Source organism: Micromonospora sp. NBC_00330 (genome assembly GCF_036136635.1).
GTDB lineage: Bacteria > Actinomycetota > Actinomycetes > Mycobacteriales > Micromonosporaceae > Micromonospora > Micromonospora salmantinae.
The window spans coordinates 3,936,124-3,959,891 of sequence record NZ_CP108012.1 but is presented as its reverse complement, the minus strand read 5'-3'; the positions used below and the strand labels follow the sequence as shown (position 1 = coordinate 3,959,891).

Here is a 23,768-nt window from a genome sequence, read left to right as displayed (position 1 = left end):
AAGGTCATACGATTCGCTGCGAATCGATTCGCCACCGCCACCACCCCCCGTGGCGCGTCGACCCCCCACCGCGCTTCCACGACTCCGAGGAGCCACCTCGTGCGAACCCCGTCCCCCCTCGGGCCAGGAACAGCCCGTGATCTCGTCCCGAGACGTCAGCGGGCCCGACGTCTGACCGCCCTGGCAGCCGCGCTGGTCGGAGTGCTCGTCGGCATCGGCGCTGCTCCCGGTGCCCCGTCGCCGATCGCCGAGGCCGCCGCCGCCCCGATGGCCGCCGCCGCCATCACGCCGGGGCAGAGCACCCCGATCGTCGGTACGCCGTCCGGCCGCTGCCTCGAAGTGCCCAACTCCAGCACCACGAACGGCACCCAGACGCAACTCTGGGACTGCAACGGCAGCGCCGGCCAGACCTGGACGTGGACATCCGCCAAGCAGATCCAGGCGTACGGCAACAAGTGCCTGGACGCCTCCGGCCGCGGCACCGCCAACGGCACCCAGGTGATCATCTGGGACTGCAACGGCCAGAACAACCAGCAGTGGAACGTCAACAGCAACGGCACCATCACCGGAGTGCAGTCCGGGCTGTGCCTCGACGCCAATGCCGCGGCCACCGCGAACGGCACCAAGGTCATCCTCTGGGCCTGCAACGGCGGCGCCAACCAGCAGTGGGCCTCGCCGACCACCACCACCCCGCCGCCGACCAACCCGCCGACCGGCGCGCGTCCGTGCGACATCTACGCCTCCGGCGGCACCCCGTGCATCGCGGCGCACAGCACCACGCGGGCGCTCTTCGAGGCGTACGCCGGCAACCTCTACCAGGTCCGACGCTCGTCGGACAACACGACCCGCAACATCGGGCTCACGGGAACCGGCGGCACGGCCAACGCGGCGACGCAGGACTCGTTCTGCTCCGGCACGACCTGCGTGATCACCGTCGTCTTCGACCAGTCCGGGCGCGGCAACGACCTCTGGTACCAGGGGTCGAGCGTCGTTCCGGGCTCCCCGCAGAGCAGGCCGGCGACAGCGACCACGGAGTCGCTGACGGTGGGCGGCTCGAAGGCGTACTCGCTCTACATCAACCCCGGTAACAGCTACTGGCGCGACGGGCACCTCACCGGCGTGCCGACCGGTGCGGCACCCGAGGGCATGTACATGGTGACCAGCGGGACCCACGTCAACAGCGGCTGCTGCTTCGACTACGGCAACAGCGAGACGACCAGGAAGGCCGACGCCGCCGGGGCGATGGACGCCATCAACTTCGGCAAGCAGTGCTGGTTCGGCGGCTGCTCCGGCAGCGGACCCTGGGTGCAGGCCGATCTCGAGTGGGGTCTCTTCCCGGGCGGCAGCAGCTCCTGGAACCCGAACCAGCGCGCGTTCACCAGCAAGTTCGTCACCGCGACGCTGAAGAACAACGGCACGACCCGGTTCGCCATCAAGGGCAGCGACGCGCAGGCCGGCAGCCTCTACACGCTGTACGACGGATCGCTTCCGCCGGGATACAGCCCGATGAAGAAGCAGGGCGCGATCATCCTGGGCAGTGGCGGTGACTGCTGCAAGCCCGACGGCGGCGCGAACCTGAGCGCCGGCACCTTCTACGAGGGGGCAATGGTCGCGGGCTATCCGTCCGACGCCGTCGAGAACGCCGTGCAGGCCAGCGTGGTGACCGCCGGTTACCGCTGATCCTGGCCACGCCGTACGAGTCGTGCGCCGGTCACCACCAGGTGGTGACCGGCGCACGCGCGGGTGGACGTCGACCCGTCTCAGGCGGCAGTGCAGGACGCGCCGTTGAGGGTGAACGAGGACGGTCGGGCGTTGTTACCGGTGTGGGTGGCCTGGAAGCCGAAGCTCACCGAGCCGTTGGCGGGGATGCCGCCGTTGTAGGCGACGTTGCGGGCCGTCACCTGCCCTGAGCTGGGCGAGTAGGTGGCGTTCCAGCCCGAGGTGATGGTCTGCCCACCGGGCAGGGTGAAGACCACCGACCAGCCGTTGACGGCGCTGGTGCCGGTGTTCGTGACGGTGATGTTCTCGGTCAGCCCGGTGTTCCAGGCGTTGACGTCGACTGTCACCCGACAGGCGCCGGAAGCTGGCGGCGGGGTGGTCGGCGGCGGCGTGGTGGGGGGTGGCGTGGTCGGCGGCGGTGTGGTCGGCGGCGGCGTCGTGGGGTCGGTCAGCCCGAAGAACGCGATGGCGGACGCGGCCATGCCGCCGGAGGGCAGGCTGTGTCCGGCACCCTGGATGCTGTACGCCTCGACCTGGACGGTGCCGCCGCTGTCGGCGTACCGACGCCGGTTCCAGTTGGCCTGGGGTGTGTCGGTGGAGGTGGGTGTCTGGCTCAGCCCGAACACGTTTGTCCACTGCTCGATCGCCTCCTGCAACAACGAGTACGGCACGAGCGTGTCGTTGGTGCCGTGCCACAGCTGCACGCGCGGGCGGGGCCCGGAGTAGCCGGGGTACGCCTGGCGGACCGCGTCGCCCCACTGCTGCGGGGTCCGGTTCATGTTTCCGCCGGTGCACTGGCTGCTGGTGGGCGGGAAGTCCGCCGCGTTGGCGAAGCAGGTGAACGGGACGCCCATGAACGCGGCGCCGGCCTTGAACAGGTCGGGGTAGAGGGCGAGCATGTGGTTGGTCATCATGCCGCCGGACGAGCTGCCGGTGGCGTAGACCCGCTCCGGATCGGCCGCGTACTGCTGCTGCACGTAACGGATCATCGAGACGATCGACACCGGGTCGCTGCCGCCGCCACGTCTCTTGGCGGCGTCCGACCAGACGTCGAAGCAGTTGCCGAAGCCGGCCTGCTGGGTGGCGGACGGGTAGATCACGATGTACCCGTAGCGGTCGGCGAGGCTGGCGAACTCGCTGCCGGAGTAGAAGCCCGGGCCGGACCCGCCGCAGCCGTGCATGGCCACCACGACCGCCGGCCGGGTCGGACGGTTGTCCGGCACGTAGACGTGCATGCGCATCCGGCCAGGGTTGTCCCCGAAGCTGGTCACCTCGGTCAGTGACGCGGCGTACGCGGGTCCGACAGTGGGGGCCACCAGGCCGGCCGCCACCAGTGACGCGGCCAGGGCGAGTAGCAGTTTCCTTCTGATTCTCAACGGACGACTCCTTCGACTGCCTGTGCAGGCTGGATTGGCAGTGCGATCCGGTCGCGGTGTGCCCGACTCCCGCGGTGGTCGCACGATGCCCGCTACCTGTGGCTCGCCCAGCCCGGCTTCGGATGGCGTCGTGTGGCAGTTAGTGTTCCCTCCGGGTCAACAAGTGTCAATCGAGAAATCTCGATTTGTGGGGGAGTGGCGGTCGCCCGTCTACAGTCGTCTTGCCGTCCCCGAGGAGCGCGGAGCGCCTGTGGCAAGCCCTTTCGACATCGACGAGATCTATCCGGACGACGGAGACCAGCCACTGCGGCTGCCCCGCCGGCAGGTCGGCAACTCGCCCCAGGGTGTCGCGGTGACCCTGTTGGCGGACTACACGCTGCGGACCCGGGTCGCCCTCCCGTCCGCGGCCATCGTCGCGCTGCTCGGGGAGACCGGCGTGACGACGGCCGGAGCGCGGACCGCTATCAGTCGGTTGGCCCGTCGTGGCGTGCTGGAGGGCAGTCGACTGGGGCGGCGCAGCTCCTACCGGCTCAGCCGCGCCGCCGCCGCCAACCTCTCCGCCGGCGGGCAGTGGATTCTCGCCTCCACCACCTCGACGGCGCTGTGGGACGGGTGTTGGACGATCGTCGCCTTCTCGCTGCCGCAGGATCGCAGTACGCAGCGGCGGGCCCTGCGGGCGCAGCTTCGGTGGCTCGGTTACGCGCCGCTGTACGACGGTTTGTGGATCTCGCCGCAGGAGCTGACTCCCGCGGCTCGGGCCGAGCTCGACGGGCTCACCCTCGGCGCAGTGACGGTGTTTCGCGGGCGGCAGGGCGCGCTCACCTCGGCCATTCACCGCGCGCCGATCGAGGCCTGGGACATCGAGGCGATCGGTCGGAGCTACGACGCGTTCCTCCGGCGGTGGACGCCGCTGTTGCCCGGGGTGCTGTCCGGGCAGGTCGACGGCGCCGCAGCGGTGCGGGCCCGTACCGAGGTGATGGACACCTTCCGGCGTTTTCCCGTCCTCGATCCGCAGTTGCCAGTGGAGCTGCTTCCACGGGACTGGCTCAGGCGCCCGGCGCGGGAGTTGTTCGCGGCCGTCTACGACGGCCTCGCCGCACCGGCAGAGCGACACGTCCGAGCGGTCGTCGAACGGATCGCCGACACCGCGCAGCCCGGCATCGCTGCCCACACCACCGCCGACCTGGTCGCCGGGGTACGCGCCGACGTCGACCCGGCGCAGCCGTCTCCGAGTGACTCGGCCACCGGGTGCTCGTGAACGGCCAGGAGTCGCGGCCGCGACTGTGAGCGATAACAGGGTTGCCGTCCGGCACGGTCCGAGCGGCGCGGTGGTACGACTCGTCCGCTGGTCGCGCGGCGGCTGAGCACTGTTGCTCTGGGCGTTTGGTACCGGGCGAAACGCGGCGTTCCGGGAGATCGGCGTGAACGGCCCGTTACGTCTTGACGAACGGCATGTTATCGCTCACTCTCGATATAGAGGACGATCGTTGCCGTGGCTCACCGGGCGAGCCGCACGGGTCGTACCTCCGATCACGACGTCCGCAAGGGCATGCGGCCGTCACCTCGGGACCGGCAGTTGCCGGCGACAGCCCCCTCGGGCCGCGCGTGCTGAGGCCGGGTGGCCAGGAAGACCGTCCCGATCGGTCGCCCCGAGTGAAGTGGCACATCACCACCACCGATGCAACCACTGAAAAGGAACGCCATGAAACCCATGAGAACGATGCTGGCGGCGGCGACAATCGCCGTCGCCCTCACCACCGGTATGACGGTGGCGCTGACTCCCGCATCCGGTGCCGGCACGACCCTGAAGGCGGCCGCCGCCGAGAAGGGCCGCTACTTCGGCGCCGCCGTCGCGACCGGCAAGCTCTCCACCGGCGCGTACACGACGATTCTGAACCGTGAGTTCAACAGTGTCGTGGCCGAGAACGAGATGAAGTGGGCATCCAACGAGCCGTCGCAGGGCCAGTTCAACCACTCCGGTGGTGATCGTCTGGTCAGCCATGCGCAGGCCAACGGGATGAGCGTGCGGGGTCATACCCTGCTGTGGCACGCACAGCAGCCGGGTTGGGCGCAGGGCATGTCCGGCACCGCGTTGCGCAACGCGGCGATCAACCACGTCACGCAGGTCGCGACGCACTACCGGGGCAAGATCTATGCCTGGGACGTGGTGAACGAGGCGTTCGCCGACGGTGGTAGCGGTGGGCGTCGTGACTCGAACCTCCAGCGCACCGGTAACGACTGGATCGAGGCGGCGTTCCGGGCGGCGCGGGCTGCGGATCCGGGTGCGAAGTTGTGTTACAACGACTACAACACCGACGGGATCAACGCGAAGTCGACGGGCATCTACAACATGGTGCGGGACTTCAAGTCCCGTGGCGTGCCGATCGACTGCGTGGGCTTCCAGTCGCACCTGGGCACCTCGCTGGCCGGTGACTACCAGGCCAACCTGCAGCGGTTCGCCGACCTCGGCGTGGATGTCCAGATCACCGAACTGGACGTGATGACCGGCGGCAACCAGGCCAACATCTACGGCGCCGTCACCCGCGCCTGCCTGGCCGTTTCGCGCTGCACCGGCATCACCACCTGGGGCGTACGGGACTGCGACTCGTGGCGTGGTTCCGACAACGCCCTGCTGTTCGACTGCAACGGCAACAAGAAGGCCGCGTACACCGCAGTCCTGGACGCCCTCAACGGCGGCTCGACCCCGCCCACCACGCCCCCGCCGGGCTCCGGAGTGGACACCAGCGCCTGGTACGTCTTGCTCAACCGGAACAGCGGCAAGGCGCTGGACGTCTACGCCTCGGCCACCAGCGACGGGGCGCGAATCAGCCAGTGGTCGCGCAACAACGGCGTCAACCAGCAGTGGCAGTTCGTCGACTCGGGCGGCGGCTACTACCGGGTGAAGTCCCGCAACTCCAGCAAGGTGCTCGACGTCAGCGGCTTCTCCACCGCCGACGGCGGCGCGATCGTGCAGTGGTCCGACCTCAACGGCACGAACCAGCAGTTCCGACTCGCGAATTCGGCCGACGGCTACGTACGCCTGATCAACCGCAACAGCAACAAGGCCGTCGAGGTGCAGGGCTCGTCCACCGCCGACGGTGGGAACGTCGTCCAGTACGCCGACTGGGGTGGCAACAACCAGCAGTGGCAACTGGTCCGGATCGGCTGACGACCGCCGCCGTCGACTGGGGTAAGCGGGAGCTGCCGGCCGTACGGGATCCGGCCGGCGCCCGCCCAGGCGAGGTGTGACGAGTGGCGGCCCGCCCCCTCCGGGGCGGGCCGCCGTGACCGTCGGGTTGCCGCTGCCGGATATCTGTTCGGATCGACACCAATCGTTTGACGTATGACGTCTTACCCGCTAATTTTCACCCCGCGGGCCGCCCGGCCAGCGGGAGCCACGACGTCGTACCGCGCGTTCGGCGCGGCCTGCCACGAAGCCCGGATCGTGGCATCCCCATCGACGTACGCCGTTGGCCGCTGGTTGCCCGCAGAACACCCCAGACGTGCTGACCCCACCACCAGGACGCCGGCACGCACGCCAGGGCACGCGCGGGCGCTTCCGCTCGTGGGTGACCCCGATCGAAGGAGTGGACCATGAAAGCCCTCGGTGAGGCTCGTCCCGCCTCTCGACAAAGATCTCGCTGGCGCTCAGGGTTGGCCGCGGCGGCGGCCGCGGTCATGGCAGCCAGCGCAGTCGTCGCGGTCAACGCGGCGCCCGCGGCGGCAGCGACAGTGGACACCAACGCCTCCTATGTGCTGGTGAACCGCAACAGCGGTAAGGCGTTGGACCTGTACGCCTCGGCCACCAACGACGGGGCGCGGATCAGCCAGTGGACGCGTAACAACGGCGTCAACCAGCAGTGGCAGTTCGTGGATTCCGGCGGTGGCTACTACCGGATCAAGTCGCGGCACTCGGGCAAGGTGCTCGACGTCAGTGGCTTCTCCACCGCCGACGGCGGCGCGATCGTGCAGTGGGCCGATCTCAACGGGACGAACCAGCAGTTCCGGCTGGCCGACTCGGACGGTGGCTATGTTCGGCTGATCAACCGCAACAGCAACAAGGCCGTCGAGGTGCAGGGCTCGTCCACCGCCGACGGTGGAAACGTCGTCCAGTACGCCGACTGGAACGGCACCAACCAGCAGTGGCAGCTCGTCCGCGTCGGCGCCGGGACCGACCCCACGACGCCACCCCCGACGGGTGGTAGCGGGTGCGGCAAGGCGCCGGCGCTGGCCAGCGGCACGCACACCATCCAGAGCAACGGCAAGAGCCGAACCTTCATCCTCCGGGTGCCGGCGAACTACAACAACAGCAACCCCTACCGGCTGATCTTCGCGTTCCACTGGCGCGGCGGCACCATGCAGGAGATTTCCTCCGGCGGCACCAGCGGGACCCCGTGGTCCTACTACGGGCAGCAGGAGCAGTCGAACAACAGCGCGATCCTGGTCGCGCCCCAGGGGTTCGGCAACGGCTGGGGCAACTCCGGCGGTGAGGACATCGTCTTCGTCGACGACATGATCAGCCGGATCGAGAGCAGCCTCTGCGTCAACCCGAGGCAGCGGTTCGCGCTCGGCTTCAGCTGGGGTGGCGGCATGAGCTACGCCGTCGCCTGTGCGCGGGCCAACGTCTTCCGCGCCGTCGCCGTCATCTCCGGTGGGCAGATCAGCGGCTGCAGTGGCGGTACGCAGCCGATCGCGTACTTCGGGCTGCACGGCATCTCGGACAATGTCCTGAGCATCTCGGGTGGCCGGGCGTTGCGCGACACGTTCGTCCGGAACAACGGCTGCACCGCGCAGAGCCCGCGCGAGCCGGCGGCCGGCAGCCGCACGCACGTCACGACCACGTACTCGGGTTGCCGGTCCGGATACCCGGTGCAGTGGGCCGCGTACGACAACGGCCACATGCCCGGCCCGGTGGACGGCACCTACGCCGAGAGCGGCATCACCACCTGGACCAAGGGTGAGATCTGGAGGTTCTTCGCCCAGTTCTCGTGACTCTTGTCGGCCACAGCTGGCGGCGCCTGCTCCCGTACCTCGGGGGCGGGCGCCGTCCGTCGGCCGTGACGGTCAGCGTTCGAGGCGGACCGGGCTCCCCGAGCCACTGCGACGAACCAGCCAGGCCTCGGTGATGTGGGTGAACATCGCCTCGGCGGCACCGTTGGGATCGTGGGCCGCGATGCGTTCGTAGATGCGTCGGTGACCCTGGTTGGACGCCACGCACAGCGCCCGTTCGGTCCGGCCCATGTACCGGGCGGTGTTGATGACCTGGCTCTCCAGCGCGCGTACGACGCCACGGGCGATCCGGTTCCCGGATGCCTGCATGATCGTGTCGTGGAAGGCCCGGTCGTGGTCGTGGTAGGTGACGTGGTCGTCGACGAGTTCGTCCATCCGGTCCACCATGGCCCGGAGTCGGTCGACGGTCCCGCTGTCGGCGAGGCGGGCGGCGACGTTCGCCATGTCGGACTCCAGCACCCGCCGGGTGACGACCAGGTCGTCGAGGATGGCGAGGCTGTCGTCCACGGCGATGGTGGCCGCGAGGACGAGTTCGTCGAGCATGTCCCAGTGTGAGGGTGGGGTGACCATGGTGCCTGCGCCCTGACGGACCTGCACCAGCCCCTTCTCCTGAAGGATCTTCACTGCTTCCCGGACGACGGTCCGGCTCACGCCGAAGGTCTCGCAGAGGATCGGCTCGGGAGGCAGAGAGGTCCCGGACGGGTGTACGCCGCGGACGATGCGCTCCACCAGTTCGGCGGTGACCGCCCTGGCGAGGTTGGTCGGCCGACGCACCCACGCCGGGGTCGCCGGACTGTTCAGGGCTGTCTCCTGCGGTGGCGTCATGTCCCCCTCCGAATGGCTCGCCGTGGCACGACGTCTGGGTCAGTGTACGGCCGACTGTTGACGTCACACGTCATACGAGTTACCTTCCGGTCAACATTTGGCTCGCGGGACACCCGCCGGCCACCCCCCATATAGAGGTGACAATCGATGAGACAGCGCGCAATATGGTCGGCCGTCCTCGTTGTGGGCCTGGCCCTGGCCGGTTGTGGAAGTGCTAGCGATTCGGGCAAGTCAACCAGCTCGGACGGCAAGTTGGTCGTGTGGGACTGGAAGTCCGGCGAGCCGTTCGCCAAATCCTATCTGGACAAGGCCAAGGCCGACTTCAAGAAGAAGCACGCCGACGTCGAGGTCGAGTTCGTCGCGCAGCCCTTCGACCAGTACTACACCCTGCTCGGTGCGGCGATCCAGTCCGGCAAGGGCCCGGACGTCATGCTGTTCAACGGTGGCGGCCAGATCCGCGACCGGGTGGACGCGCTGGTGCCCCTCGACGACTACGTGGCCGAGGACAGGCAGCGGCTGGCCGGTTGGGAGGCGTTCGCCAAGGACGGCAAGACCTACGCCTCCCCGGTGACGCTCCAGGGCTACCCGATCTACTACAACAAGGAAATCTACCGGAAGGCGAACCTCGACCCGGCGAGCCCGGCCACCACGTGGGACAAGTTCGTCGCCGACTGCGCCGCCATCGCCAAGGCCGGCTCCAAGTGCTTCGCCCTCGGTAACAAGGAGGGCGTCGGCATCCAGTTCTGGCTCTCCAGCCTGGGCTCGACAACCCTCACCGCCGCGGAGTACGACGCCTGGATCGCCGGCAAGCGCGACTGGAACTCGCCCAACGTCAAGCGGATCTTCCAGACCTGGAAGGAGGCCGGCGACAGGAAGATGAACAGCGACGGGGCCAACTCGACCGCCATGTTCAACGACTCCTTCGCGCTCTTCCAGTCCGGTAAGGCCGCCCACGTCATGGGTCTGATGTCGGACGTGGGGCACTGGCAGGACTTCAACGAGTTCCTCACCCCGGAGAAGCTCGGCGTCATGAAGGCTCCCGTCGTCACCGCCGGCACCACGCCGAGCCTCCCGTACGACGGTGGCATCGGCTACGCGGTCGCCAAGTGGACGAAGGACCCGAAGGTGGCCGCCGACCTGGTGCGTGCCCTGAGCTCGGCCGACGCGTTGAAGGCCTTCTACGCCGACGCCGGCGCGATCGCCGCCGACACCACCATCGACGTGTCGGCCGGCGGGCCCGCGGTCTCCACGATCGTCGGCGAGCTGAAGAGTGGCAAGCCCGCTCTGCACGTGGCGCTCTCCTCGAAGACGCTGGACCTGATGGGGCGCCTCTCCCAGCAGCTGCTCAGCGGGTCGATCAGCGTCGACGAGGTGGTGAAGCAGTTGGCCGCTTCCGACCAGGCGGGCTGACCTCGTGCCGATGGGAAACACGCAACCGTCGGTCCGTCCGGCTTCGGCCGGACGGGCCGGCGGGGCGGCGGTCACCTCCGCCGCGCATCGGCATGGCGCACGACCCCGTCGCACCCGTGGCGGCCTGGGGGCCGAGCGCTTCGCCCCCTACATCCTGGTCCTTCCCGCCGTCCTGATCATCGTGCTGCTGCGGCTCTACCCGCTGCTGCTGGGAGTCAACTTCTCCTTCACCGGTGACGGCGCGCAGAACGGGACCGCTGTCGGGTTCGGCAACTACCGCGAGCTGTTCGGAGATCCGCTGTTCCGGACCGCGCTGAGCAACGTCGGGCTGCTGGTGCTGCTGCTGCCGGTGGCGGTGGCGATCCCCGGTCTGCTCGCGACGTTCATCTACCTCCGGGTGCCGGGCCACCGCTTCTACCGCAGCGTCTACTTCTTTCCGGCGGTGCTCTCACCGGTCATCGTCGGTGCGATCTTCAACCTGTTGCTCGCCTTCGACGGCCCCCTCAACGCCGTGCTCGGGTCGTTCGGTGTCGGTCCGGTGGACTGGCTCGGGGATCCGGACATCGCGATGTTCATGGTGGCGGGCGTGCACATCTGGGCCACCTTCGGGATGGCGCTGGTGGTGTTCCTCGCCGGCTTCGCCACGCTGGACGCCGCGCTCCTGGACGCCGCCCGGGTGGACGGTGCATCGCTGCGCCAGGTCGTCTGGCACGTGATCATCCCGGCCCTCTCGCGCACCATCCAGTTCGTCTTCGTGACCACGATGATCGGGATGCTGACCTCGATGTTCGGGCTGCTCTTCGTGATGACCAGCGGTGGGCCGGAGGGGTCGACGTACCTGCCGGAGTTCTACATCTGGAAGCAGCAGGGTCAGATGAACCGTCCGGCTCTCGCGTCGGCGGCCTCGACGATCCTCTTCATGATCATGCTCGTCGTGGGGCTGTTGCAGATCAAGCTGCTCGAACGATCCGGAAAGGAGGACTGATGTCTCGCCTCCGCCTGGGACGGTGGCTGGTCGCCATCCCCATGTCGCTGCTCGCCCTGGCGACGATCTACCCCCTGCTGTTCACCGCCAACGTCGCGATGAAGACCCGGCGTGACTACATCCTCGACCGGTTCGGCCTGACCGACGCCCTGCGCTGGGAGAACGTCACCACGGCGTGGAACAGCGTCGGCATGGGGCGATACTTCGTCAACTCGCTGTTCGTGGTGACGGTGTCGGTGCTCCTGCTGCTGCTGTTCGGGTCGATGGCCGGCTTCGCCCTGAGCCAACTGCGGTTCCGCGGCTCGTCGGCGTTGTTCCTGGGTTGCCTCGCGGGGCTCTTCATCCCGTTCCAGGTGATCATGGTGCCGCTCGCCCGGATCATGGCCGACACCGCGCTCATCGACACGTACCCGGGCCTGATCCTGGTCTACGTGGCCCAGTTCCTGCCCTTCACGGTCTTTCTCATGACGAGCTACTACAAGGGCATTCCGCCGGAGATCGTCGACGCGGCGCGGATCGACGGCAGCACCGTGTACGGCGTGTACCGCCGGATCATGCTGCCGCTGGGCACCCCGGCGCTGCTGTCGGTCGGCATCCTCAACGCCCTGTTCTGCTGGAACGACGTCCTCATGGCGCTGGTGATGATGCCCTCGGCCGATCACCGGACGCTCATGATCGGGGTGACCTCGCTGCGCGGGCAGTACTCCGACAACATCCCCACCTTCGCCTCCGGGGTGCTGATCGCCGCGATACCCGTCCTGTTGGTCTACCTGTTCCTCCAGCGCCAAATTGCCGACGGCGTGGCCGCCGGTTCCACGAAGGGTTGACATGCGGATCACGGGATATCGGACGCTCTCCACGGTCCAGGAATGGGGCCGACCAGTCGGCGACGCCAACGGTGTGTTCGCCGACGGGGTGGTTCCGGTCTCGATCGTCATCGTCGACACCGACGAGGGCATCTCGGGAGTCGGCCTCGGGCCGCACGTCGAGATCGAGCGGATCTTCCCAGCCATCGAGGGTGAAGACCCCCGGGCCGTGACGTCCCTGTACGACCGCATGTTGCGGCACACCTTCAAGGCGGGCCACGCGGGGCCGGTGTTCGGCACCATCGGCGCTCTGGACACCGCGCTCTGGGACATCAAGGCGCAGGCCGCCGGCGAACCGCTGTGGCGGCTGCTGGGCGGACGGGACCGGCGGGTCACCGCCTACGCGTCCGGGCTGGACATCGGGCTCACCGACGACGAACTCGTCGCGGAGTACGAGGTCTACGCGAGCCACGGCCTGCGAGCGGCCAAGCTCAAGGGCGGCCTCGACATCGAGCGCGATCGGCACCGCCTGAGCCTGGTCAAGGAGGTCCTGACCGAGGCCGGGCACGGTCGACGGCCGGGCCTGATGCTCGACGTCAACGAGGCGTGGACCCGCAAGCAGGCGGTCCGGCATGTCTGCGAACTGGAACGCACCCTGGATCTCATCTGGATCGAGGAGCCGGTCCGGCGCTGGGACGCCGAGGGTCTCGCCGCGGTCAGCCGAGGCGTGTCCGCGTCGGTCGCCACCGGCGAGAACCTCACCGGGCTCGAACAGTACCGTCCGCTGATCGCCGCCGGCGCTGTCGACATCGTCCAGATGGCGGCCGTCTGGGGGGTCACCCACTTCCTGCGGGCGTCCGCACTGGCCCACGCCCACGACCTGCCGGTCAGCCCGATCGGCAACAGCCCGGTCGGGCTGCTGCACGCCGCGACCTCGGTGCCGAACCACCTGACCAGCGAGTTGCAGGACCTGCACACACCCGTTGGTGTCTCCATCGACCTGCACGTCGAGGACGGCGCCTTCATCCTCGGCGACGCACCCGGGCTCGGGGTCCGGGTGGACGAGGAGCGGATCCGGGCGGTCAACCGCCGCCCGCAGGCGCAGACGGCCGACAGCCCCAACGTCCGGCCGGAGCGGGCCGGACGACGGCTGCTGGCCGGCGTCGACGGGGTGATCCCCACCCGCCAGGTGCCTGTCGTGTCGCTGAACTCCCGCAACGAGGTGTCGCCTACCGTACGGCACTGAGCTGACCACCAGAACGGAAAGGCGTGGGTGCATCGCGACGGCGGTGCACCCACGGCCATGCCCGGTCGGCACGATCGACGTACCGACCGTCGAGACGGAGGAACGATGAAGGCAGTCGTCTACCGGGGAGCGCGACACCTCGGAATCGAGAACCGCGAACCGGAGCCACCAGGCCCCGGCCAGGTACGGATCGAGGTGGCGTACACCGGCATCTGCGGCACGGATCTGCACATCTACCACGGGGACATGGACGCCCGGGTTGGTGACTCGGCGATCATCGGGCACGAGATGTCCGGGCGGATCGCGGCCGTCGGCGAGGGCGTGACCGGCTGGAACATCGGTCAGGCCGTCACCGTGATGCCGACCCGGCCCTGCGGACGCTGCGCCGCCTGTCAGCGGGGCAACTCCCACGTCTGCCACGCGATGAACTTCCTCGGCATCGACTCACCCGGTGCCATGCAGTCCTCCTGGACCGTGCCGGTGGAGCTGGTGCTGCCGCTTCCGGAGGAGCTGCCCCTCGACCACGCGGCGCTCGTCGAGCCGGTGGCGGTCGCCGTGCACGACGTACGCCGGGGGAACGTGACCGCCGACGACCAGGTGGTAGTGGTCGGCGGCGGGCCGGTCGGCGTCCTCATCGCCACCGTCGCGCGGGGTCGTGGCGCGCGGGTGCTCCTCGTCGAGCCGGACCCGTTCCGACGCGAGGTGGCGGAGGGGATCGGGATCGAGGCCGTCGACCCGCGAGCGACCGACGTCGTGGCGCTGGTCAACGACCGTACCGATGGCGCGGGCGCCGACATCGCCTTCGAGGTGTCCGGCTCCCCGGCCGGCGTCACCACGGCGGTCGACGTCCTCACCACCCGCGGGCGGCTGGTCATGGTGGCGATCCACCCTCAGCCCCGCGAGGTCAACCTGCACCGGTTCTTCTGGCGTGAACTGGAGCTCCTTGGTGCCCGGCTGTACCAGCGCGACGACATGGTGGAGGCGATCCGGTTGGTCGCCTCGGGTGCTATCCCGGCACGGGAGCTGATCTCCCGGGTCGAGCCGGTCGAGGCGGTCAGCGCGGCCTTCGAGGCGCTGGAGGGTGGCGGCGTCATGAAGGTGCTGCTCGATGTTCGGGAGGGGAACCAGTGACGGCCTTGTTCGACCTGTCCGGCCAGACCGCCGTGGTGACCGGGGCGCGGCGCGGTATCGGCCTCGCCATGGCCGAGGCCCTGGCCCTGGCCGGCGCCGACATCGTGGGGGTCTCCGCCCAGCTCGAAGCGGAGGGCAGCGAGGTCGAACGCCGGGTGCGCGCCACCGGGCGCCGGTTCACCGCGCTGAGGGCGGACCTCGGCGACCGGGCGGCCGTGCACCGGTTGGCCCGCGACATCACCGCTCTCGGGCCGGTCGACATCCTGGTGAACAACGGCGGCACGATCGCCCGCACCCCGGCCGCGGAGCACCCGGACGAGATGTGGGATCACGTGATCGAGGTGAACCTCAGCAGCCAGTTCATCCTCAGCCGGGAGATCGGCCGGACGATGGTCGAGCGCGGCCGAGGAAAGATCATTTTCACAGCGTCGCTGTTGAGTTTCCAGGGCGGCATCACCGTCCCCGGTTACGCCGCGTCGAAGTCGGGCGTGGCCGGTCTCACCAAGGCGTTGGCGAACGAGTGGGCGGCCCACGGGGTGAACGTCAACGCCATCGCTCCCGGCTACATCGCCACCGACAACACCCAGGCGCTGCGCGACGACCCCGATCGCAACCAGGCGATCCTCGGCCGGATCCCGGCCGGGCGGTGGGGCCGGGCCGACGATCTCGGCGGCGCCACCGTGTTCCTGGCGTCGACCGCGTCGGACTACGTCAACGGCGTCGTGCTGCCCGTCGACGGCGGCTGGCTGGGCCGATGACCGGCGCACAGGAGCCCGGACGTACCGGGATCGTCGACGCGCACCACCACCTCTGGGTCCGCGCCCGGCACCCGCAGCCGTGGATCGACCCGGTGACCATGGCGGCCATCGACGCCGACTTCGAACCCGCCGATCTCGCGCCGCTGGCCCGGGCGGCCGGGGTCACCGCGACAGTGGTGGTGCAGTCCGTCGCCTCCGACACGGAGACGGTCGACCTGCTGGGCGTGGCGGCCGACGACACACTGGTCCGTGGGGTCGTCGGCTGGGTGGACCTGACCGCCGACGACGTTGCGGAGCGCCTCGACGGTCTGCGGACAGCCCGAGGTGGGGAGCGCCTCGTCGGCATCCGCCACCTCGTGCAGTCCGAGAGCGACCCGGCGTACCTGGACCGCCCCGACGTCCGTCGGGGGATCGCGGCGGTGGGCGCCGCCGGCCTCGTCTTCGACCTGCTGGTACGCCAACACCAGCTCCCCATGGCCGCGCGTCTCACGCGCGACCTGCCCGAGGTGAGCTTCGTCCTCGACCACCTGGGCAAGCCCGCGCTCGGCAGTCCGGAGATGGCGGAGTGGAGCCGCGACCTGCGGTCGCTGGCGGCCTCGCCCAACACGACCGCGAAGCTCTCCGGGCTGGTGACCGAGGTGCCGCTCCCGCACTGGACGCCGGCCGACCTTCGACAGGCCGTCGAGGACGCCCTCGACGCGTTCGGGCCGGACCGACTGATGTTCGGCTCGGACTGGCCGGTCTGTCTGCTCGCCAGTTCGTACCAGCGGTGGGTCGACACCCTGGCGGAGCTGCTGGAGGGCCAGGACCCTACCGGCCAGGCATCGGTCTGGGGCGAGACGGCACGCCGCGTCTACGGGCTGGGGCCGTCATGATGGCGCGCGCACTGCCGCGCCGCCCGCAGCTACGGCTCACCGAGCTGGGCTTCGGCGCCGCCCAGGGGGGCAACCTGTACCGGACGACGACGGACGAGGAGTTCGCCTCGGCTGTCGACGCCGCGTGGGAGGCGGGCGTCCGGTACTTCGACACCGCGCCGCACTACGGTCTCGGGCTGTCCGAGCGCCGCCTCGGCGCCGCGCTGCGACAACGGCCGCGCGACGAGTACATGGTGTCGACGAAGGTCGGGCGACTCCTGGTGCCGTCGCCGCAGGACGCGCACCTGCGGGACTCGGACGGGTTCGATGTGCCAGCGACCCACCGGCGGGTGTGGGACTTCAGCCGCGACGGCGTGCTCCGCTCCATCGAGGCCAGCCTGGAACGGACCGGGCTGGACCGGATCGACATCGTCTACCTGCACGACCCGGACGACCACTGGGAGCAGGCCGCGCACGAGGCCGTACCCGCCCTGATCGACCTGCGCGACCAGGGCGTCGTGGGCGCCATCGGCGCCGGCATGAACCAGTCGGCGATGCTGGCACGGTTCGTCCGGGAAACCGATGTCGACGTGATGATGTGCGCAGGGCGGTACACCCTGCTCGAACAGGGTGCGGCAGCCGACCTGCTGCCGGCCGCCGAGAACCGGGGGGTGGGCGTGGTCATCGCGGGCGTCTACAACTCGGGGCTGCTCTCGCGGGACCGGCCGCCGGCCGACGCCGTCTACAACTACCAGCAGGCCCCGGCGGCGCTGATCGAGCGGGCGCGGCGGATCGCCACCGTCTGCGAGACGTACGGGGTGACCCTGCCGCAGGCGGCCCTCGCCTTCGTCCGCCGGCACCCGGCCGTGGTGTCGACTGTGGTCGGCGTCCGCAACGAGGCGCAGGCGGTCGAGACGGTGCGACGGTCCGGGATCGTCGTGCCGGAGGAGTTGTGGGACGACCTGGCGGCGGCTGGGCTGCTCGCCGCGCCGCCCCGTCGGCCTGCCTGATCAACGACGACGTCCCGGCCGGGACCGGCTCCGTTTCTCGGATACCGGTCCCGACCGGGACGTCATCTGTTACCGCGACCGCCGCGGGGTCACACCGCGGTGAACCGCCACTGCTGGTTGGCCGCGCTGTGGCAGGTCCACTGCAACAGTCGGGCGCCGTCGGTGGTGGCTGCGCCGTTGACGTCGACGCAGAGGCCGCTCAGCACACTCTTCACCGTGTACACGCCGGAGGTGCCCGTCGCGGTGGCGGTGAACTTCTGCTGGTTGCCGTTGTTGCAGGTGGCCTGCTGGAGGAAGGCACCCGCCGCGGTCGAACTGCCGACCACCTCGACGCACTTGCCGCTGTGCACCGCCTTGAGGTAGAGCGCGCCGTTGCCGGCGTCGACCGCCTGCCACCTCTGGTTGTTGGCACCGGTGGACGCCCACTGGGTGATCTGGGCGCCGTCGGCGGTGGAGACACCGCTGACGTCCATCAGCTTGTTGCTGTGCTGCGCCGTGACCGTGTAGGTCTTGCCCGCCAGGCCACCGCCGGTGCCGGTGCCGGGTGTCCCGACGCCGTTTCCGCCGAAGGTGTGCGAGTCCAGATCGAACGAGTTGCTGCTGCCCTTGAACACCATGTAGAGCGTCTGTGTCCCGCTGGAGGCGGCGACGTTCACCGGAGTCGTGGACTGGTAGTTGTCCCAGCCGCCCGTACTGGGCACCGTGGTGGTGGCCAGCAGGGTGCCGGTCGGCGAGCCGGAGCGCAGCTCGATCGAACCGCCACCGGAAGGCGACGACACCCGGTAGCTGACCGTCGAAATGCCCGACAGGTTCATCGGACTGAACGCGATCCAGTCGTTGGTGGAGATGTCACCGACGCGCTTGGTGCTCTCCGCCGCCGCCTGGTCGACGACGCGGATGCCGGACTGGCTGCTGAAGTACTCGGACTGCTTGTGCTTCGGCTGGAGGATCGCCTGCGCGGTGCCGGTGAGCGGGGACCCGCCTCCCGAGCCGCCGTTGTCGGTGTACCGCGCGTTCAGCACGTAGAACAGGTTGGCGCCATCGGGGTGCCCACCGAGCAGGTCGGTGGAGATGGTGCCCGAGCAGCCCGGGTACTCCGTGGTCTCGTGCGCGTGGTCGTCGTGACCCAGCGCCGGGTTGAGGATGACCTTCGAACAGTCGACGGTGCCGCCGTCCGGATCGGTCACTGTGATCTGGTACGACACCTTGTCGCCGAAGGTCAGCATGCCTCCGTTGCCCGGTGTGGTGATGGTGACCACCGGGGCGCTGTTGCCGACGGTGATCGGGACGTTGGCGAAGCCGGTCTTGCCGGTGCTGTCGGTGACCTTCAGCTGGGCCGTGAAGTTGCCGTTGGCGGTGTACGTCTTCGACGGGTTGGCCGCCGTCGAGGTGGTGCCGTCGCCGAACGTCCACAGGTAGCTCAGCGTGTTGCCGTCCGGGTCGGACGTGCCCGCGCTGCTGAACTGGACGGTGAGCGGCGCGGTGCCGCTGGTGGGTGTGCCGGTGGCCTTGACGATCGGGGACCGGCCGCCCTGGATGTAGTCGATCCGGTAGAGCCCGGAGTCGCTGTTGCCGCCACCGAAGTTGGTGCCCCACTCCAGCAGGTAGAGCGAGCCGTCCTTGCCGAACTCCATATCCATCGGCTTGTTGAACCCACCGCTGGGCAGGAACGGGTTGGTGCGGGTCACCGCCGTGGAGGAGTCGAAGTGCACCTCCTTGATGTAGTTGCGCGACCACTCGTAGAAGAAGTGCACCCCGTCGTAGTAGGGCGGGAACTTCGTCGCGGACGGGTTCGACGCGTCGTACCGGTAGACCGGGCCGCCCATCGGCGCGGAGCCGCCGGAGCCCAGCTCCGGGAAGGTCGTCGAGGCGGGGTAGCCATACCAGATGTTCGGCATGACGACCGGCTTCAGGCTGGTCAGGCCGGTGTTGTTCGGTGAGTTGTTGACCGGCGCGGAGCAGTTGAACTTCGCGCCGACGACGCCGGTGTCGGGGTTGTACGGCGCGTAGGGCTGGTTGTTGCCGTGGCAGAACGGCCAGCCGTAGTTGCCGGGCGTCTTGATCACGTTCAGCTCGACCAGGCCCTCTGGGCCACGGTTGGTGGTGGGCGGGTTGCGGTCCGGCCCGTAGTCGGCCAGGTAGACCCAGCCGGTGGCCGCGTCGATCGAGAAACGGAACGGGTTGCGGAAGCCCATCGCGTAGATTTCCGGCTTGGTCTGCGCCGTGCCCTGGGGGTAGAGGTTGCCGCTCGGGATGGTGTAGCTGCCGCTGGCGCCGGGGCGGATACGCAGCAGCTTGCCGCGCAGGTCGTTCGTGTTGCCCGCGGTTCGGGCGGCGTCCAGGTTGGACTTGCCCGAGCGCCAGTCCAGCGGGGCGTAGCCCTGCCAGTTGGGGTCGAGGTTCGGGGGCGTGTCGTCGCCGGTGCCGATGTAGAGGTTGCCGTCCGGACCGAACTCGATGTACCCGCCGGTGTGGCCGGGCTCCGGGAAGGTCCGGTCCCGGTACGCCGGGATGTCGATGATCGTCACGCCGCTGGACGTGTTCAGCGTGTCGCCGCTCATCGTGAAGCGGGAGACCCGGTTGACGTCGGTCGAGCTGCTCGCCGGCGAGTGGTACAGGTACACGTACCCGTTGGTGGCGAAGTTGGGGTCCAGCGCCATGCCGGTGAGGCCGTCCTCACCGCCGGTGTAGACGCTCAGCGTGCCGGCGGTCACCGTGCTGTTCGTGGAGGGCTTGAAGATCTTCAGCTGCCCGCCGCGCTGGGCGTAGAACACGCGACCGTCCGGGGCCACTGCCATCGCCATCGGGTCGACGGTGTTGTCGTCCAGGGTGCGCTTCTCGAAGTTGGCCCAGACGGTGCCGCCGCAGTCGCCGGCGGCGTTCCCGGCGGCCCACTTGATGCCACCGAGGACGTGGTTCTGGAAGTTCGTCTCGCTGTAGGAGGCGATCGCGTGACCCATCGCGGTGGCCCACACCCGCCCGCCGCCGGTGTCGCGACACCAGGAGATCGGGTGGTCCGGGCCCATCGCCCGGGATCCCGGGTTGTAGGTGCGCTCGTCGGCGGTCACCAGGACGTGCACCTTGCCGCGCGGGTTGGTGTCGAAGTTGTACCACTCCTCGCTGCGGTTCCACCGGTCCGGCAGAGAGGCCGTCGACGGGTGCTTCTTGTCGGCGACGATCGCGGTGCCGGGCAGCACTCCAGGGGAGTGCTCGGGCATGTGGGCGCCGCCGTTGATGGTGTTGTCCCACCACGGGTACTCGGACTCGATGCCCATGTCGGTGGCGTTGTGGATGGCGACGATGCCCTTGCCGCTGGCGAGGTAGCCCTCGACCGCCTGGCGCTGCGCCGCCGAGGTCCAGACCATGCCGGAGGTCTGGAGCATGACGATCACGTCGAAGGTCGCCAGGTTGGCAGCGGTGAAGACGCTCGAGTCCTCGGTCGCCACCATCTCGAAGTTGTTCGCGGCGGCCTGCTGCTGGAGCATGCTGATCCCGGCGGGGATCGAGTCGTGCCGGTAGCCGGTGGTCTTGCTGAACACGAGGGCGCGGAAGGCCGGGGCGGCCGACGCGGGTGGAGCGAGTCCGAGCGCCAGCAACAGGCCGGCGATCACTGAGATGAGCAATGTGTTACGACGCATGCCGTCTCCTAGTTGGGCGGGCGTAGGGATTGCGACCACGGGTCCTACGACGCGTCAGGTTGACCTGGACACGCGAGGGACACGGGCGCGCTGGTCTGTCCTCATGCCGTTCGCCGCAACGGCAGTCAGACCTGCGGGACTTCACACAGCGTGATGGTGGCGGTGGTTCTCGTCCCGTGGTCCACGAGGTCAGGATGAGCTAGAGATCGAAGACTGTCAATGCACGAAGTAACGTCCGACGTCCTGCCCGGTGGACGGCGGTCGCGCTCGGCCCCCTTGATGCGGCACCGCCTGCCGATCGCAGCCCAGCCTGGCAGTCGGGCTTGATCGAGGATTGCGGAGCCGCATCCAAACATCTATCTTCATACGTGTGATGTTTCGCCGGTGTCAAGGAAATGTTTGCACCGCAAGAACGTAAGTCCTCGTTGTTGGCACGAAAGCTTGTTGTTCAGCGCCTCGAAGCCGCCGTAGTGTGGCATTCAATCATGTCGATGACTACTGTCTGTGAGGGCTTTCGGGATGTCAGATCCGCCGCCGACGCCGCTTCTCACCCTTCGGGGCATCGGCAAGTCCTTCCTCGGAGTCCGCGTCCTCGACGGTGTCGACCTCGATGTCGCGCCGGGCGAGGTGCACGCCGTGGTCGGTGAGAACGGTGCCGGGAAGTCGACCCTCATGAAGATCGTTTCGGGCGGGTACGCCCCGGACGGGGGCACTGTCGAGTTCGCCGGTGCGACGCGTACGTTCCGTGGCCCACGCGATGCGCAGCGGGCCGGCATCGGCATCATCCACCAGGAGTTCAACCTGCTCCCGGAGCGCACCGTCGCGGAGAACGTCTACCTGGGGCACGAGCCGGTCCGGCGCGGGCTCGTCGATCGTCGGGGAATGCTCGACCGCACCACGCGGCTGCTCGCCTCGATCGGTGAGACCACGTTGCCGGCCGACGCCCGGGTGGGGCAGCTGGGCGTCGCGCAGCAGCAGGTCGTCGAGATCGCCAAGGCGCTCGCCCTGGACGCGCGGCTGCTCATCATGGACGAGCCGACCGCCGCCCTGGCCGACCACGAGGTCGAGTTGCTCTACGGGCTGGTGCGCCGGCTCCAGGAGCGGGGCATCGGGCTGCTGTACGTCTCGCACCGGCTCGCCGAGGTCTTCGACCTTTCCGGTCGGATCACGGTGCTCAAGGACGGCCGGCGGGTCACCACAGTGGACACCACCGACACCACCGCCGACGAGTTGGTGCGGCACATGGTCGGCCGGGAACTGTCCAGCTACTACCCGGACCGGGCCGCCCCCGAGGACCGGGGCCCGGTGCGGCTCAACCTTCGCGACGCGGGAAACCGGAAGCTGCGGGACGTCAACCTCCAGTTGCGCGCCGGCGAGGTGCTCGGCATCGGCGGCCTCCAGGGCTCCGGGCGCTCGGCGCTGGCCCGCGCGATCTTCGGGGTGTCGCCGTTCACTACCGGCGACGTCACGCTCGACGACCGGCCGGTCCGACTGCGCTCACCCCGCACCGCCATGCGGGCCGGCGTCGCCTACGTCACCGAGGACCGCAAGGGTGAGGGGATCGTCCCCCGGCAGTCGGTGCTGGACAACGCGCTGCTCGCCAGCCGGGCCGTCTTCGCCGCCCGGTCCGGCCGGGCCGCGAGGACCGCCCGGGTACGCGAGTTGCTGGCCGCCGTGGAGATCCGCGGCGCCGGCGACGACCAGGAGATCCGCTTTCTGTCCGGCGGCAACCAGCAGAAGGTCGTGCTGGCCCGATGGCTCGCGCTCAACCCGCGGATCCTGCTCTTCGACGAGCCGACCCGGGGCATCGACGTGGGCGCGAAGTCAGCCATCCACGACCTCGTCCGCCGCCTCGCCCGTGACGGCGCAGCCGTGCTGATGATCTCGTCCGATCTACCGGAGCTGCTGGGGATGAGTGACCGGATCGTCGTCATGCGGGACGGCCACGTCGCGGGCGAGCTGCCCGCCGGCGCGACCGAGGAGGAGGTCGTCGCGTTGGCGGTCGGCGCCGTTCGGGAGACGGTCCAGTGAGCGCTCTGTCGCTGCTGCCGGCCCGGCGTTCCGTACCGGGCGTGTTCGTGGCCCTGGCCCTGACCCTGACGATCGGCTGGCTGGTCGTCCTGCTCGACGGTGGTCAGCTCTTCAACCAGTCCACGACTGTGAGTCTGCTGCATGTCGCCGCCGGCCTCGGGCTTGTCGCGGTGGGCCAGACCCTTGTCATCCTGGGGGGCTCGCTCGACCTCTCGGTGGCGTACGTGATCAGCCTCAGCACCCTCGTCGCGGCCGAGACGATGAACGGCAGCGACGGCGCGGTGCTGCCGGCGATCGGCCTGGTGCTCGTCGTCAGCGCCGGCGTCGGGCTGCTCAACGGGCTTCTCGTCACCAGGTTCCGGGTCAACGCGTTCATCGCGACCCTCGGCGTCGGGCTGCTGCTCAAGGGTTACCTCGACAACGGCTACGACGGCCCGGCAGGCACCACCGCACCCTCGCTGGTGCAGGCGCTCGGCTACCAGCGCGTCGGTCCGGTGCCGGTGTCGTTCCTGCTGTTGATAGCGGTCACCGCGGCGGCCTGGTTCGCGCTCTCGCGGACCCGCTTCGGCCACCACCTGGTCGCCGTCGGCGGGGATCCGGAGGTGGCCCGGCTCTCCGGCGTCCGCAACGACCGGGTCCTCGTCACCGCCCACGTGCTGTGCTCGATGTGCGCGGGGCTCGCCGGCATCTACCTCGCCAGTCGGCTCGGCTCGGGCGCCCCACGCGTCGGCACCGAGGGCCTCTACGACCTGGAGTCGATCGCCGCGGTGGTGATCGGCGGTACCGCCCTCGCCGGTGGGCGCGGCGGCGTCATCGGCACTGTCGGCGGGGTGCTGTTGCTGGCCAGCATCGACGCGATCTTCAACCAGCTCGAGGTCGACGCCTTCTTCAAGCAGGTGATCCGGGGCGTCATCATCATCGCCGCGGTCGCCGTCTACGCCCGCCGGGCCATGCGAAAGGCGGCCTAGC

The 23,768-nt window shown here is 69.2% G+C and carries 17 protein-coding genes; 14 read left to right on the top strand and 3 right to left on the bottom strand.

Translation table 11 applies throughout. The features are described from left to right. The first annotated feature begins 99 nt into the window (after positions 1–99). The gene (locus OG598_RS17685) at positions 100–1,680 is read left to right on the top strand and encodes an arabinofuranosidase catalytic domain-containing protein (protein ID WP_328650206.1); all 1,581 of its coding nucleotides are present in this window, start codon (positions 100–102) and stop codon (positions 1,678–1,680) included. Positions 1,681–1,760: 80 nt separating this feature from the next. On the opposite strand, the gene OG598_RS17680 is transcribed toward OG598_RS17685, so the two are convergent. Beyond that, positions 1,761–3,095, bottom strand: coding sequence for an extracellular catalytic domain type 1 short-chain-length polyhydroxyalkanoate depolymerase (locus OG598_RS17680; protein WP_328650205.1), 1,335 nt, complete (start codon positions 3,093–3,095; stop codon positions 1,761–1,763). Positions 3,096–3,345: 250 nt separating this feature from the next. On the opposite strand from OG598_RS17680, the gene OG598_RS17675 reads away from it, so the two are divergent. From OG598_RS17675 to OG598_RS17665, 3 genes are all read left to right on the top strand, one after another. After that, positions 3,346–4,353 carry a PaaX family transcriptional regulator gene (locus OG598_RS17675; RefSeq protein WP_328650204.1) on the top strand — a complete coding sequence of 336 codons (1,008 nt, stop codon included), beginning with the start codon at positions 3,346–3,348 and terminating at the stop codon, positions 4,351–4,353. Between the two features lie 444 nt (positions 4,354–4,797). Beyond that, positions 4,798–6,264, top strand: coding sequence for an endo-1,4-beta-xylanase (locus OG598_RS17670; RefSeq protein ID WP_442931308.1), 1,467 nt, complete (start codon positions 4,798–4,800; stop codon positions 6,262–6,264). A 425-nt stretch (positions 6,265–6,689) separates the two neighbouring features. Further along, positions 6,690–8,087 carry an RICIN domain-containing protein gene (locus tag OG598_RS17665; RefSeq protein WP_328650203.1) on the top strand — a complete coding sequence of 466 codons (1,398 nt, stop codon included), beginning with the start codon at positions 6,690–6,692 and terminating at the stop codon, positions 8,085–8,087. 72 nt (positions 8,088–8,159) lie between these two features. Here OG598_RS17665 and OG598_RS17660 read toward each other — a convergent pair whose 3' ends face one another. Continuing rightward, complete coding sequence (locus OG598_RS17660) at positions 8,160–8,930, bottom strand: FadR/GntR family transcriptional regulator (RefSeq protein WP_328650202.1); 771 nt, start codon at positions 8,928–8,930, stop codon at positions 8,160–8,162. 147 nt (positions 8,931–9,077) lie between these two features. Here OG598_RS17660 and OG598_RS17655 point away from each other — a divergent pair, with 147 nt between their 5' ends. The 8 genes from OG598_RS17655 (at position 9,078) to OG598_RS17620 (ending at position 17,130) form a co-directional block, all read left to right on the top strand. Next, positions 9,078–10,340 carry an ABC transporter substrate-binding protein gene (locus tag OG598_RS17655; protein WP_328650201.1) on the top strand — a complete coding sequence of 421 codons (1,263 nt, stop codon included), beginning with the start codon at positions 9,078–9,080 and terminating at the stop codon, positions 10,338–10,340. A gap of 10 nt (positions 10,341–10,350) precedes the next feature. Next, entirely contained in the window at positions 10,351–11,325 is a 975-nt protein-coding gene (locus OG598_RS17650; RefSeq protein WP_328650200.1) for a carbohydrate ABC transporter permease, read from the top strand. Then, complete coding sequence (locus tag OG598_RS17645; protein ID WP_328650199.1) at positions 11,325–12,152, top strand: carbohydrate ABC transporter permease; 828 nt, start codon at positions 11,325–11,327, stop codon at positions 12,150–12,152. Before OG598_RS17650 ends, OG598_RS17645 begins: the two co-directional genes overlap by 1 nt. 1 nt (position 12,153) lies before the next feature. Further along, positions 12,154–13,377, top strand: a complete 1,224-nt coding sequence (locus OG598_RS17640; protein WP_328650198.1) for a mandelate racemase/muconate lactonizing enzyme family protein — start codon at positions 12,154–12,156, stop codon at positions 13,375–13,377. A gap of 105 nt (positions 13,378–13,482) precedes the next feature. Next, positions 13,483–14,508, top strand: coding sequence for a zinc-dependent alcohol dehydrogenase (locus OG598_RS17635; RefSeq protein WP_328650197.1), 1,026 nt, complete (start codon positions 13,483–13,485; stop codon positions 14,506–14,508). After that, positions 14,505–15,266 (top strand): 2-dehydro-3-deoxy-D-gluconate 5-dehydrogenase KduD, encoded by a 762-nt coding sequence (gene kduD, locus OG598_RS17630; RefSeq protein WP_328650196.1) that lies wholly within the window; start codon positions 14,505–14,507, stop codon positions 15,264–15,266. Before OG598_RS17635 ends, kduD begins: the two co-directional genes overlap by 4 nt. After that, positions 15,263–16,141, top strand: coding sequence for an amidohydrolase family protein (locus tag OG598_RS17625; protein WP_328650195.1), 879 nt, complete (start codon positions 15,263–15,265; stop codon positions 16,139–16,141). Before kduD ends, OG598_RS17625 begins: the two co-directional genes overlap by 4 nt. Then, on the top strand, positions 16,138–17,130 hold the full coding sequence (locus OG598_RS17620) for an aldo/keto reductase (protein ID WP_328650194.1): 993 nt from the start codon (positions 16,138–16,140) through the stop codon (positions 17,128–17,130). Before OG598_RS17625 ends, OG598_RS17620 begins: the two co-directional genes overlap by 4 nt. Positions 17,131–17,219: 89 nt before the next feature. On the opposite strand, the gene OG598_RS17615 is transcribed toward OG598_RS17620, so the two are convergent. Further along, a complete protein-coding gene (locus OG598_RS17615; RefSeq protein ID WP_328650193.1) occupies positions 17,220–20,768 on the bottom strand; it encodes a ThuA domain-containing protein in 3,549 nt (1,182 codons plus the stop codon). Positions 20,769–21,287: 519 nt separating this feature from the next. Here OG598_RS17615 and OG598_RS17610 point away from each other — a divergent pair. Next, positions 21,288–22,799 (top strand): sugar ABC transporter ATP-binding protein, encoded by a 1,512-nt coding sequence (locus OG598_RS17610; RefSeq protein WP_328650192.1) that lies wholly within the window; start codon positions 21,288–21,290, stop codon positions 22,797–22,799. After that, entirely contained in the window at positions 22,796–23,767 is a 972-nt protein-coding gene (locus OG598_RS17605) for an ABC transporter permease (RefSeq protein ID WP_328650191.1), read from the top strand. The genes OG598_RS17610 and OG598_RS17605 overlap by 4 nt, the downstream gene beginning before the upstream one ends. Position 23,768 lies beyond the last annotated feature (1 nt).

Excerpts from the sequence above, each read along its gene's own strand:
- OG598_RS17670 (WP_442931308.1), top strand. The coding sequence starts at position 4,798 with ATGAAACCCATGAGAACGATGCTGGCGGCGGCGACAATCGCCGTCGCC.
- OG598_RS17665 (WP_328650203.1), top strand. The coding sequence starts at position 6,690 with ATGAAAGCCCTCGGTGAGGCTCGTCCCGCCTCTCGACAAAGATCTCGC.
- OG598_RS17660 (WP_328650202.1), bottom strand. The coding sequence starts at position 8,930 with ATGACGCCACCGCAGGAGACAGCCCTGAACAGTCCGGCGACCCCGGCG.
- OG598_RS17655 (WP_328650201.1), top strand. The coding sequence starts at position 9,078 with ATGAGACAGCGCGCAATATGGTCGGCCGTCCTCGTTGTGGGCCTGGCC.
- OG598_RS17650 (WP_328650200.1), top strand. The coding sequence starts at position 10,351 with ATGGGAAACACGCAACCGTCGGTCCGTCCGGCTTCGGCCGGACGGGCC.
- OG598_RS17645 (WP_328650199.1), top strand. The coding sequence starts at position 11,325 with ATGTCTCGCCTCCGCCTGGGACGGTGGCTGGTCGCCATCCCCATGTCG.
- OG598_RS17640 (WP_328650198.1), top strand. The coding sequence starts at position 12,154 with ATGCGGATCACGGGATATCGGACGCTCTCCACGGTCCAGGAATGGGGC.
- OG598_RS17635 (WP_328650197.1), top strand. The coding sequence starts at position 13,483 with ATGAAGGCAGTCGTCTACCGGGGAGCGCGACACCTCGGAATCGAGAAC.
- OG598_RS17625 (WP_328650195.1), top strand. The coding sequence starts at position 15,263 with ATGACCGGCGCACAGGAGCCCGGACGTACCGGGATCGTCGACGCGCAC.
- OG598_RS17620 (WP_328650194.1), top strand. The coding sequence starts at position 16,138 with ATGATGGCGCGCGCACTGCCGCGCCGCCCGCAGCTACGGCTCACCGAG.
- OG598_RS17615 (WP_328650193.1), bottom strand. The coding sequence starts at position 20,768 with ATGCGTCGTAACACATTGCTCATCTCAGTGATCGCCGGCCTGTTGCTG.
- OG598_RS17610 (WP_328650192.1), top strand. The coding sequence starts at position 21,288 with ATGTCAGATCCGCCGCCGACGCCGCTTCTCACCCTTCGGGGCATCGGC.